Here is a 12,668-nt window from a genome sequence, read left to right as displayed (position 1 = left end):
TTGATGAGAAATATGGTCCTTGTGTTAATGCGGCTTGGCTTGAGTAACTGGCGAGTAATTCATTTTCTGTATTGAAAATTTCCGCCGATTGAACATATTCGTACTCGTCGAGTCGCAATAGAGTCTGTGTTTGCTCGAAACTTCCAGCAGGTTTGTTCATGGAGCCTAGCAGATCGATAGACAAATTCTCAGCAATTGCATCTACCTCTGCTGACACAAACTCTACATACAGCTTTTCGTACACAACTATCGAGAAACCAATAATTAGTGCACTCACTACGGCGATAGAAGCAATGGTATTAAATGATATTTCCGAGCGAAGGCTTTTCAAAAACGTACTCTTCGTGATTCTTTCTGAGAACTACCAAGATATTAGTATAGCTTGGTATAGTGTTTTTTCATGTGAACAGGGAACTGACGATAGATACTCAGTACAAATATCTGTGAGAATATAGTTTTTTCTATGCGTTATACCCATTATACCTTTGGCCTATTTTTTACGCGGCTCCTTACTTCCAGGCATTGTTTAATATGCAGCATAGACAAAAAGACGAGAGCTACGCTTAAAAAGTGTGCTGGTTATCATGTGCTATAAATGCTAGACTCCGCGCGCGCTTTGACAGGACAGCAGCGTGCGTTAATTCCATCTTGTACTATAAATCAAAAGAGCTTTTTAAGTCGCCTCGGCGCCTTGGTCATCCCCTTTATATTTTTAAACCCATTGGTTAGCAAATCAACCCATCGGTTAACAGAACGGCATTCTCGCTTTACTCACAGGTATTCACTGCTTTTCAGTCAAAGCAATCATTATTCAGGAGTTATTTAATTAATGTCATTTTCCCAGCTAGGGCTTGCCGAGCCGTTGTTGAAAGCAATTGAGAAACAAGGGTTTAGCAAACCGTCACCCATCCAAGAAAAAGCCATTCCCGTAGTGATGGAGGGAAGAGATGTACTTGCCGCAGCGCAAACCGGAACCGGAAAAACCGCAGGTTTTGGGTTACCCATATTACACAAGTTGTTAGATGGTAAAAAAGCATCTGGCAATAATGTTAGAGCGTTAATTTTAACGCCAACGCGAGAACTCGCGGCCCAAGTTGAAGAGAGCATACGCGAATTAAGTGCTTATGTTCCGCTAACCACTGCAGTGGTTTTTGGTGGCGTAGGTATTAACCCGCAAATGATGAAATTGCGAAAAGGCGTAGACGTCCTCATCGCTACCCCAGGTCGCCTACTAGATTTGTACCAGCAAAACGCGGTTAAGTTTTCTCAGCTTGAGTATCTTGTGCTCGACGAAGCCGACAGAATGCTAGACATGGGCTTTATTCACGATATAAAGAAGGTTTTGAAGTTATTACCTAGCCAACGTCAAAGCTTGCTGTTTTCTGCTACGTTTTCGCCCGAGATCACTGCGTTAGCGCAAACAATTACCCGCGATCCTGTGCAGATATCAACGACACCGGCGAACACAACGGTAGATGCGGTAAAGCAACACTTAATTGCTCTGGATAAATCTAAAAAAACATCTGCACTGATTTCGTTAATAAAACAGCAGAATTGGAAACAAGTTTTAGTATTTAGCCGAACCAAGCATGGTGCTAACCGCGTTGCCGATAAGTTGTCAAAAGCGAAAGTGCCGGCTGCTGCTATCCACGGCAATAAAAGCCAAGGTGCGCGAACCAAGGCTCTATCCGATTTTAAATCTGGCCAAATAGATGTACTGGTTGCTACCGATATAGCGGCTCGTGGTATAGATATTAGTGATTTGCCTATTGTTGTTAACCTAGACTTGCCAAATACGCCGGCAGATTATGTACATAGAATAGGGAGAACCGGGCGTGCAGGAGCCAGTGGTCAAGCATGGTCTTTCGTCAGCGCCGATGAATTGCAAAGTCTAAAAGACATTGAAACCCTTATTCAGAAGTTATTGCCAAGGGAAACTTTAGACGGTTTTGCTCCTCAAGTACCGGTGCCAGTAACGACATTATCTAAACCGAAAAAGCCGAAAAAACCAAAAGCGCCTAAGTCATTTGATAATGCAAAAAGGCCACAGGGAGCAGAAGGCGGGCGCGGTGCAAATAAAACAGGGGCGCAGTTTAAAAATAAGAGACGCAGTGCTCCTAAAAGTACTAATGGCAGCGGCGGCAGCGCTAACTCAGTGGCCAGACGCCCAAAACAGCAAAATGCATAAATAAGCTATTTATTGCCAAGAGAAGGGGTCATACTCAGTGAGTGTGGCCTTTTTCGATCCTGAGGCACTATTTTCTGCGTTATCAAGCTGCTGTGCAGCACGCTCCATAAGTTCTTCTTGTAACGTCGCTCGAAACCTCCTTACCTCTTTCCACATGGCATAAAAATTATCGTCGGTTTTTCCATTAATATCGTCTTTGAGTAATGGCGAAAGAGTTTTATAGGCTTGCTGCAAGCGTGCCGCATACTTTTCATTGTAAGACGCTTCTTGTGGAGTGGGGCTATAGGTTTGCAGAGCAGCTATTTCTGTATCTGTTAATTCTGCGTATTGGGTAAAATACTCAACGTAATCGAGCAGTGGAATGCTATCGGCATATGCCCATCTAGCCATCGTTTTCCTGTTTAACAATATGCCACTACTAGGCTCAATAATCATCACGGTGGGTGTTGCATAATATGTAGGGTAATTGAAGCGCTGAGTAATATCACGTCTGTCTTCTAACAGGCCGACATCAACCATGATAGTGGTGTAGTGCTTCTGTAAAATAGGACGCAATGCCTCAGAGTTGAAATGACCCGCAAGGCCTGTACTGTCATGACACCATTGAGCACCTAAAACGACTAATAAAAGTTTGTCATTGGCTGTGGCTTGCTCTTGAGCCGTAATAACATCTTCAAGTGGCGTATCGCTGTGCACGAAAGACGGTGTGGTATCGAGTTCGCTGGCCACACTCTAAATTGCAATACTCGATAATGCAATAAGTAATGAGAGCGATGCTATTACTAACCATATTGCTTTTAACAAAATGGTTGTAGGGCTAATGCGTTGATAGGTGCTTTTATACATGCTTACCATCTTAGTTCAAAAACGTGCTATTAATTTAATATTGTCCGTTGCTAATGTAGCACTATTTTTCGGTAAGGGGCATTTGAGTTTAAACTCGCTAGAATCCTCGCACTATTTGATGCTCATTAAATATAAATAAATTGTATTAAGAACCACAGGGTTCCCTCTTTGTTCTGTTTGTGATTCGTGTATAGTTCCTCACCAGCGAATATTTCGATTTTGATAGAGAGACTCATGGCCGCCCATCCAGACACTCAGTCCCTAATTGCATCTATGCAAAATGTAGTAGGACAAGCCTATTTATTAACTGATCAAGCCAAGAAGCAGCCTTATTGCAAAGGTATCCGGTTTGGTGCCGGTGAGGCGCTAGCCGTTGCAAGACCTGGTTCCCTTGTTGAAATTTGGCGAGTGCTAAAGCTATGTGTTGATGCCGATGTAGCTGTGATAATGCAGGCGGCTAATACAGGCTTAACTGGCGGCTCTACACCTGACGGTAAAGAGTATGACCGACCGTTAGTTATCATTAGTACCATGCGCATTGATGATATTCAGGTTGTTAACCAAGGCAAACAAATTGTAGGTCTGGCAGGAAGTACTTTGTTCGGTCTAGAAGAACAATTAGCTCCTTACGGGCGTGAGCCACACTCGGTAATAGGGTCATCGTGCATTGGCGCTTCTATTGTGGGCGGCATTTGTAACAACTCTGGTGGCGCGCTGGTAAAAAGAGGCCCTGCATACACAGAGCTGGCATTATTTGCACAAATCAATGAAAACGGCGAGCTTACGTTGGTCAATAATTTGGGCATAAAGCTCGGTGATACGCCGGAAGAAATTCTGGAAAACCTCGAGAAAAAACGTTGGACCGATGATGATGTTGAGCAACCCAATGCACGAGCGTCGGATAACGAATACGATGCACGCGTCAGAGATGTAGACTCAGACACACCATCGCGTTTTAATAACGATGGCCGCAGGTTGCACGAAGCATCTGGTTGCGCTGGTAAATTAGCCGTATTCGCTGTGCGTTTAGACACTTTTCCGATTCCAGCTAAAAAGCAGGTTTTCTACGTAGGGTCTAACGATTCAAACGTTTTTACCTCGGTGCGCAGAGATATTCTTTCTACCTTCAAACATTTGCCCGACTCTGGTGAGTATCTGCATCGCGATTGTTACGACGTATCGAAGAAGTACGGCAAAGACATGTTTATTGTCATCAACAAACTCGGTGCGAAATTTATTCCAAAGCTGTTTGCCTTTAAGCGTAAATTCGATGCGTTTGCAGATAAACTAGGCTTTCTTCCCAATAAAATGTCCGACCGTGTTATGCAGGCCGTTAGCTACGTATTCCCTAATCACTTGCCAAAGCGCATGGATGAATTCAGAGATAAATACCAACACCACTGGATTTTAGAAATGAGCAATGAAGGTGTTGATGAGGCCCGTGAATACCTCAACGAATTCTTTAAGACAAATGAAGGCGGTTATTTCGAGTGTACGGAAGAAGAGGCTGATAAGGCCATACTCCACCGCTTCGTAGCTGGTGGTGCTATTGGCCGTTATCACATAATGCACAGTAAAGAAGTAGGCGCAATGATGACCATTGACGTGGCGCTTCGTCGTAACGACCCCGATTGGTTTGAAGTGCTGCCTAAAGAAATAGACGACCAGATTGATACGAAATTGTATTACGGGCATCTGTTTTGTCATGTTATGCACCAAAATTATATTGTTAAGAAAGGTGCAGATGCCAAAGCACTTAAAAACCAGATATTGGCTACGTTTGATGCACGTAAGGCTGAGTATCCTGCAGAGCACAATGTAGGTCATGAATACGCAGCAAAAGAAACGTTGCGCAACTTTTATCGTGAGCTAGACCCGACAAACAGTTTTAACCCAGGTATTGGAAAAACCACCAAGTTTAAAAATTGGGCCGAACAGGCAGGTGGGTGCTGCTCTGGTCACGACTAAAATAAAAGCCGATATTGAAAATTCAATATCGGCTTTTTTGTTTGCCCAGCGAAGCTGGCAAACCCGTCAGGTTGAAAGAAACCTGAATCACCCTGACTGAGGGGAAGATAATCCGAATGGCAAGGGCGTTGTTGGCCAACGGCAGGGTCTGAAGGAAGCCATAGGAAGTTAGAGGTACACAACGCAAGTGAACCTGATTCGGCAAGACAGGAGGGTAAGCGTGCAAAATAGCGCGAAGCCCGATACTCAGTCAGTCCTGTTTTGTGTTTGAGGGTGGAATTTCTAACAGGGAGCCATAACGTGGTTACCAGCACAGTAACTGGGGAAGCCTGGCATTAGATCCAATCAAATGGTTGGACGTATCGTTCAAGGAGTGATCCAAGAATGTTGCGAGTGTGAGGTGGCAGATGAACCCGTAGTAGTGAGTAAGGCTAGGCCGATGAAAGCCAGTAATGGTGTGGAGGGTAAAACCAAGCCGACTATCAGCATTGTGTTTGATAGGATCTATTTTAGCCAAAAGCTTAAATGGATTGCGAAGGGGGGAAGCAGACTTTAAGACTCTGATGAGTTGTGAGTTTTTTTATCATTGATACACAAGCCGCCAGATCAGCGGGACAAGTCGAATCGGTGCGCTAGGAATAGTGATGTCTGGTGAGACAGGCCGTATATGGGAAGTAATTGTAGTCAAATTTGGTAGATTGCCTCAGTGCTAGAACGCCAAACCCTGCAATGAAAGTTACCACAATGTTAGAAAATGAACGATGTCCATAGGGCGCACGATACTAGATTGCAAATTAGCATTGTGTCACTTAGCAAGTGATATGAAGTATGCAGGAGCCGTATACGAGGCCCGTACGTACGGTTCTGTGAGAGGGATGAGGCGCAAGCCTCACCCTACTCGATGTTTGCCCAGCGAAGCTGGCAAACCCGTCAGGTTGAAAGAAACCTGAATCACCCTGACTGAGGGGAAGATAATCCGAATGGCAAGGGCGTTGTTGGCCAACGGCAGGGTCTGAAGGAAGCCATAGGAAGTTAGAGGTACACAACGCAAGTGAACCTGATTCGGCAAGACAGGAGGGTAAGCGTGCAAAATAGCGCGAAGCCCGATACTCAGTCAGTCCTGTTTTGTGTTTGAGGGTGGAATTTCTAACAGGGAGCCATAACGTGGTTACCAGCACAGTAACTGGGGAAGCCTGGCATTAGATCCAATCAAATGGTTGGACGTATCGTTCAAGGAGTGATCCAAGAATGTTGCGAGTGTGAGGTGGCAGATGAACCCGTAGTAGTGAGTAAGGCTAGGCCGATGAAAGCCAGTAATGGTGTGGAGGGTAAAACCAAGCCGACTATCAGCATTGTGTTTGATAGGATCTATTTTAGCCAAAAGCTTAAATGGATTGCGAAGGGGGGAAGCAGACTTTAAGACTCTGATGAGTTGTGAGTTTTTTTATCATTGATACACAAGCCGCCAGATCAGCGGGACAAGTCGAATCGGTGCGCTAGGAATAGTGATGTCTGGTGAGACAGGCCGTATATGGGAAGTAATTGTAGTCAAATTTGGTAGATTGCCTCAGTGCTAGAACGCCAAACCCTGCAATGAAAGTTACCACAATGTTAGAAAATGAACGATGTCCATAGGGCGCACGATACTAGATTGCAAATTAGCATTGTGTCACTTAGCAAGTGATATGAAGTATGCAGGAGCCGTATACGAGGCCCGTACGTACGGTTCTGTGAGATGTATGGACTCCCTTCCCTGAAAGGGGTACGGTCTTAATTGTCAAATTAGCCAAAGGGGTCCATACATGATTAAGAATACAATTATTGCAATTGACCTTGCAAAGCATTCCTTTCAGGTTTGCAAGTTCAACAGTGACGGAAAAATTGATTATAACAAAGCAATGAGTCGTAAAGCATTGATAGCACTTCTGGGAAACCATGTGTCAGCGTTAGTGGCAATGGAAGCCTGTGGTGGCTCGAATTACTGGGCGCGTTTAGCGAGGCGGCATGGTCATCAAGTAAAAATCATTCATCCTCGCGCAGTAAAAGGGCTGCAATTAAAGCAAAAAACAGATAAAAATGACGCCTACGCTATCGGTATTGCGGCTCAATTACCTCATATAAACTCTTGTGGCATCATGGAGGAAGATGAACAGGGTCTTCAGGCCCTGGAGCGGGTGCGAATGCTGCAGTTGGAGCAAAGGACGGCGTTGGCAAACCAGATACGAGGACTGTTGACGGAATTCGGGATTGTGATAGCAAAGGGGTTAAATCATTTAGTCACTGCGCTGCCTGACATTTTAGAAGATGCAGAAAACGGCTTGCCGATGAATTATCGTCAGGCTTTGGCTGCGCAGTCACAAATGTTACAACTCTATACGACTCAAATAGAAAGTTATGACAGGCTCATAGCAGAACACACGCGGCATAATCCTGTTTGCCAGAAATTAAGTAAACTCGAAGGCGTAGGCCCTTTGATTGCTTTGGGGTTAACCGTTCGATTGGGAAATGCGACAGAGTTCAATACAGGCCGGGATGCATCAGCATGCATAGGTTTGACACCGAAGCAGCATTCGACCGGCGGTAAAGAGCGATTGGGACATATTTCTAAAAACTGTGCAGATAAAAGATTGCGAAGTTTGCTCTATCAGGGAGCAATGTCGGTAGTGAATAAAGCAGTATCCAGAGAGCCTAAGACTGTGAAAGAGCAGTGGCTGAAGGCGTTAGTTGACCGAAGGGGAAAGAAGGTTGCTGCCATCGCGTTAGCAAATAAAACGGTGAGAACCGCTGTTGCTCTAATAAAGAATAATGACGATTACAATCCGATACTGTTAGCAGCCTAAGAGTTAGTAAATCAACAAATTGCGAAAATAAATGGTAAGACCAACCAGCAGAATTCAGCCAGTCCTCTCAAGTGACTAAACACTGTGTGTGAGAATTGAACTGTTGGTGCGTATACATCGAAGGGCAGGAGTAGCTCTCCATTTAAAGCCCGTATATAAGAGCGCATCTACTACTAATTTTTCAAAAGATGTTGATTACTTCAGGGAGTCCATATAAGAGGGATGAGGCGCAAGCCTCACCCTACTCGATGTAGGTGGTAAAGCAGGGCATTTATTGTTAATGCAAACCCATTTACATCACTTTACCTACAATTATTTATGCTAACTTATTGATGATAGATGAAAAGTCTAGAGCGCCGTTTCCTTCGTCACAATGCTGCTCAAACCATTTCGCCGCCAGTTCACCCATAGGTACCTGAGCCTTTACACCGTCTGCACCCTGCATAGCCAATGTAAGATCTTTAAGCATAAGCGCAGAGGCAAAACCGCCTGCAAAGTCTTTATCAGCGGGACTTTGCGGGCCCACCCCCTTAATTGGGCAATAAGTGGTGAGCGACCATGTTTGGCCAGAGGCATTTGATGCAATATCAAAAAATACTTGAGGATCTAAACCTAACTTTTGTGCCAGCTGCAAGCTCTCGCAGGTGGCAATCATAGAGGCGCCAAGCAGCATGTTATTGCAAATTTTTGCTGCCTGTCCTGCACCATGACCCCCGGCGTGAACAATTTTCTTGCCCATAGCACCTAAAACGCCCTGCGCTTTTTCAAATGCATCGGCATCACCACCAACCATGAAGGTTAATGTACCTGCTGCTGCCGCGGCTGTGCCACCTGATACCGGCGCATCAAGCATTTTCAGACCGTGCTCTTGGGCCATTTCCGACACAGATTTCGCACTGTCTACATCAATGGTAGAGCAGTCAATCAATAGTGTGTCTTTATTTACGTTAGTCAGTATCTGATTGGCGTAAATATCGCGAACATGCTTACCTGCAGGAAGCATGGTGACCACTATATCAGCGTCTTTCACCGCTTCTTCAGCTGAAGACGCTACGTTGCATCCGTACGCTTTTGCCTTTTCAAGCGCCGTCTCGCTTAGATCGAACGCAGTCACATCAAACTTGCCTTTAACAAGGTTGTCCGCCATGCCCGAGCCCATATTTCCAAGGCCAATAATTGCAACTTTTGTCATATTAAAACTCCTTGTGTTGCCTTAGCCCATAGTGGGAATTACGAATGCATTATCGTTTGTGTCTGAACTGTCAGGCCAGCGTTGAGTAACCGTCTTCACTTTGGTCCAGAATTTCACACCTTCCATGCCGTGCTGATTAGTATCGCCAAATGAAGAGCGTTTCCAGCCGCCAAACGTATGATAAGCAACGGGTACAGGAATAGGCACATTAATACCTACCATGCCAACGTTGACTCGCTGGGCAAATTCCCTTGCTGCATGTCCGTTACGGGTATACATAGCCACACCATTTCCGTATTGATGGTCGCTAGCTAAATTCACGGCTTCAATAAAATCTTTAGCTCTTACAATTTGCAACACTGGGCCAAAGATTTCTTCCTGATACGAGCGCATTTCTTTCGTTACATGGTCGAACAAAGTAGGTCCGATAAAGAATCCTTTGCTATCGGCAGGTATTTGAGCGTTACGACCGTCATAAACAAGCTCTGCGCCTTCTTCTATGGCAAGGTCTATATAGCCCTCAATACGAGCCTTGTGTTCGCCGGTTACTACCGGCCCATAGTGGGCGTTAGGATCTTCAGAGTGACTTACCATAATGTCTTTAATGGCAGGAATTAACTTAGCTTTAAGTTTTTCAGCGGTTTCATCGCCAACGGGAACCACTACGGGTAAAGCCATGCAGCGTTCACCTGCAGAACCGTAAGCGGCACCAACTAAGTCAGCAACAACTTGGTCAAGGTCTGCATCGGGCATTATAATGCCGTGGTTTTTAGCACCGCCCATTGCTTGAACCCGTTTGCCTGCTCGTGCGCCACGTTCGTAAACGTAGTTAGCAATATCACTAGAACCTACAAAGCTCACTGCCTTGATGTCTTTATGGTCTAAAATACCGTCTACCGCTTCTTTATTGCCGTGCACAACATTAAGCACGCCGTCAGGAAGACCGGCCTCTGTCATAAGTTTTGCTAGCTCCACTGGAACCGAAGGATCTCTCTCAGACGGTTTAAGAATAAAAGCGTTTCCACAGGCGATGGCCACACCAAACATCCACATGGGGATCATAGCTGGAAAGTTAAAAGGGGTAATGCCTGCTACCACACCTAATGCCTGACGCATAGAGTACACGTCAATACCAGGGCCAGCCCCTTCGGTGTATTCACCTTTTTGGGCATGAGGAATACCGCACGCAAACTCAATGACTTCAAGACCGCGCTGGATGTCGCCTTGGGCGTCGCTTAATACTTTTCCGTGTTCACTGGATAGCAGTTGTGCAAGTCTGTCACGGTTTGCTTCAAGTAACTCTTTAAACTTGAACATAACTCGTGCTCGTCGCTGTGGATTCGTGGCTGCCCAATCGGCTTGCGCTGCTAACGCTGAATCTACCGCTTTTTGCAAAGTATTTGAATTAGCTAAGAATACTTCGGCTTGAACGTCGCCTGTGTTTGGCGCATACACCGACGCAGTGCTTTCTGTCTCGTCGCTATATAGTTTACCTGCAATGTAATGATTAATTTGTCTCACGTTACTACTCCTAGTTTTTTTACAATATTGAAACCTTGTGTTTGCAAGATCAATACATATACTTACAGCTTGGTGCTGTAAAAATGCAGGTATATTGATGAATTGGGATGACATGAGGTTATTTCTTGGACTGGCAAGGAATGGTCGGGTAGCAATTGCAGCAAAAGGCCTAGAGCTGGATCCGACGACACTTATTCGTCGTGTAAAAAAGCTTGAAGACTCGTTAAATTGCAAATTGTTTGAGTTGACCAATAAAGGCTATGTCTTAACCTCGCACGGGATCAAACTAGTCAACTACATTGAAAAAGCAGAACACTACTTTCTTGAAGCGCAAAATGAACTGCACGACGAACGCTCGCATTTAGCGGGCACCATTCGGGTAAGCGTATCAGAAGGGTTTGGCAACTGGTTTCTGGCGCCGCGACTGCCAGAATTTAAACGCCGTTATCCCGGTATTTGTATTGAGTTAGTCGCTACCAGTGGTTTTTTAAATTTAAACAAGCGAGAAGCCGATATCGCCATCTTGCTTGAAAAGCCCAGTAAAGGATTGCTGGTAACTCAAAAACTCACCGAATATTACCTGTACTTATACACAAAAGCATCGTTAGTAGAGAGTAACTTACCTCATTCATTGAGTGACCTTTCACAATTTAATTTAGTGAGCTACGTGCCCGATTTAGTTTTTGCCCCGCAGCTTAAATTTATAGAGGAGACTGCGCTTTCACAACTAAGTGCGCTGCGCAGCACTAGTATTCATGCTCAGTACCAAATGCTCGTAAATGGGGCTGGTGTAGGCATATTGCCAAAATTTATAGCTGAACATCAGCAGGGCCTAACTCGTTTACTTGAAGATGAGATCCACATAAAACGTACGTTTTGGCTGGCAACACACAAAGAAACCCATTCTCAGGCCCGTTTTCAGGCATTTATCAATTGGCTTACTGAAGAGGTGAGTGGCGCACAAGTGACTTTCTGTGATTTATAATAGTCACCACGAGTTTGCTTTATGTCACAGCAGGCCAAGAGTAGACAAAGCACCAAAACCAATAGCGGTAATAGGCAAAGAAACCAGTGTGCTAACGGCAATAATACTGGCCGCTAATCTATGATCGCCGCCAATATTGCGCACCATTATATAACTGGCAGCCGCGGTGGGGGCTATTGAAAGCAACAAGATAACGCCCAAGCTCATACCTCTTATCCCAACCCAGTAAGCCATAGTAACCAGTAGCGTGGGATAAATAATGCATTTGCTGATGGTAGTAACAACAATGTTATACCAGTCGCTTGAAAAAGAGCGAAATTGCAGAGATGCGCCTGTACAAATTAGTGCTAATGGCAAAGTTAGCTGAGCAAAATACTCACCGGTTTTGAGCAACACCTCAGGCAGTTGCCATTGAAAGTAAGAGAAGGGAAGGGCTGCGATAATAGATATAATGAGTGGATTTTTGGCAATTCCTTTTATTTGATCGGTAGGAGCACTAAACCCTATTTGATAAAAGTTAAGAATAAAAACAGACAAGACGTTATACAAAATTGTTACGCACCCCATATATACCGAGGCTACAGCTAAACCCTCTTGCCCGTATGTGTTTGCGGCATACGCTAGCCCAATTATGCCCATATTCGCTCTGAAGCCACCTTGAACGACAACGCCCTTTGCGTTCGGGCTTACAACGGTAAAGCGAGCAAGAACAACTAACGCTACAAACATGATTATTGTGCCAGTAAGACCAACTAAAATTAAGGGTACATTTGCGGCTTGAGAAAAATCTGACTGACTTATGGAAACAAACAGCAGGGCAGGCAGCGCAACGTTAAAAACAAGTTTGGACCCAGACTGGGCAAAACTGTCGTCTAGCCATTGAATACGGACAAAATACCAACCTAGCAGTAATAATATGAGAACAGGAAACAGCGTGCTTGTTATGAAAGACAGCATGAGAGTACGTAGTGCATGAAACTTACTTTAAGGTTACCAAACTTTGCGATGGTTTAATGCACTGCGGTGAGAATTTGTATGATGTTACTAAGCACGAAAAGGATTGTTACGAAGAGTCTTATTATTTACGAAGAATCTTATTATAAAGAGGCATATAACAAATACGCTTGT

12 protein-coding genes are annotated in these 12,668 nt (G+C 44.7%); 6 read left to right on the top strand and 6 right to left on the bottom strand.

Going from position 1 to position 12,668, the window contains the following annotated elements:
• The first annotated feature begins 829 nt into the window (after positions 1-829).
• Entirely contained in the window at positions 830-2,188 is a 1,359-nt protein-coding gene (locus CW735_RS15895; protein ID WP_071980564.1) for a DEAD/DEAH box helicase, read from the top strand.
• 9 nt (positions 2,189-2,197) lie between these two features.
• On the opposite strand, the gene CW735_RS15890 is transcribed toward CW735_RS15895, so the two are convergent.
• Positions 2,198-2,917, bottom strand: a complete 720-nt coding sequence (locus CW735_RS15890; protein WP_083595309.1) for a thioredoxin family protein — start codon at positions 2,915-2,917, stop codon at positions 2,198-2,200.
• A gap of 351 nt (positions 2,918-3,268) precedes the next feature.
• Between CW735_RS15890 and dld the strand changes: the two genes are divergently transcribed.
• Positions 3,269-5,002 (top strand): D-lactate dehydrogenase, encoded by a 1,734-nt coding sequence (gene dld, locus CW735_RS15885; protein ID WP_071980563.1) that lies wholly within the window; start codon positions 3,269-3,271, stop codon positions 5,000-5,002.
• Here dld and CW735_RS19625 read toward each other — a convergent pair.
• On the bottom strand, positions 4,999-5,316 hold the full coding sequence (locus CW735_RS19625) for a hypothetical protein (RefSeq protein WP_157812711.1): 318 nt from the start codon (positions 5,314-5,316) through the stop codon (positions 4,999-5,001). The genes dld and CW735_RS19625 overlap by 4 nt on opposite strands.
• Before the next feature lie 35 nt (positions 5,317-5,351).
• Here CW735_RS19625 and CW735_RS15875 point away from each other — a divergent pair, with 35 nt between their 5' ends.
• Positions 5,352-5,558: a hypothetical protein gene (locus tag CW735_RS15875; protein WP_015068459.1), complete on the top strand. Its 207-nt coding sequence runs from the start codon at positions 5,352-5,354 to the stop codon at positions 5,556-5,558.
• Positions 5,559-5,811: 253 nt separating this feature from the next.
• On the opposite strand, the gene CW735_RS19620 is transcribed toward CW735_RS15875, so the two are convergent.
• Positions 5,812-6,180, bottom strand: coding sequence for a hypothetical protein (locus CW735_RS19620; RefSeq protein ID WP_157812710.1), 369 nt, complete (start codon positions 6,178-6,180; stop codon positions 5,812-5,814).
• Between the two features lie 35 nt (positions 6,181-6,215).
• On the opposite strand from CW735_RS19620, the gene CW735_RS15865 reads away from it, so the two are divergent.
• On the top strand, positions 6,216-6,422 hold the full coding sequence (locus CW735_RS15865) for a hypothetical protein (RefSeq protein WP_015068459.1): 207 nt from the start codon (positions 6,216-6,218) through the stop codon (positions 6,420-6,422).
• 382 nt (positions 6,423-6,804) lie between these two features.
• On the top strand, positions 6,805-7,842 hold the full coding sequence (locus CW735_RS15860) for an IS110 family transposase (protein WP_100970721.1): 1,038 nt from the start codon (positions 6,805-6,807) through the stop codon (positions 7,840-7,842).
• 316 nt (positions 7,843-8,158) lie between these two features.
• On the opposite strand, the gene mmsB is transcribed toward CW735_RS15860, so the two are convergent.
• Positions 8,159-9,034, bottom strand: coding sequence for a 3-hydroxyisobutyrate dehydrogenase (gene mmsB / locus CW735_RS15855; RefSeq protein WP_071980561.1), 876 nt, complete (start codon positions 9,032-9,034; stop codon positions 8,159-8,161).
• 21 nt (positions 9,035-9,055) lie between these two features.
• Entirely contained in the window at positions 9,056-10,555 is a 1,500-nt protein-coding gene (locus tag CW735_RS15850) for a CoA-acylating methylmalonate-semialdehyde dehydrogenase (RefSeq protein WP_071980560.1), read from the bottom strand.
• Between the two features lie 97 nt (positions 10,556-10,652).
• Between CW735_RS15850 and CW735_RS15845 the strand changes: the two genes are divergently transcribed.
• Positions 10,653-11,540, top strand: a complete 888-nt coding sequence (locus tag CW735_RS15845; protein ID WP_071980559.1) for a LysR family transcriptional regulator — start codon at positions 10,653-10,655, stop codon at positions 11,538-11,540.
• 24 nt (positions 11,541-11,564) lie between these two features.
• Here the strand turns inward: CW735_RS15845 and CW735_RS15840 are convergent, their stop codons facing one another.
• Positions 11,565-12,497, bottom strand: a complete 933-nt coding sequence (locus CW735_RS15840) for an AEC family transporter (RefSeq protein WP_071980558.1) — start codon at positions 12,495-12,497, stop codon at positions 11,565-11,567.
• Between the last annotated feature and the right edge of the window lie 171 nt (positions 12,498-12,668).

It is taken from the genome of Alteromonas sp. MB-3u-76 (assembly GCF_002831605.1).
GTDB classification, from domain to species: Bacteria; Pseudomonadota; Gammaproteobacteria; order Enterobacterales; family Alteromonadaceae; genus Alteromonas; species Alteromonas hispanica.
This window is presented reverse-complemented; position numbering and strand designations above follow the sequence as displayed.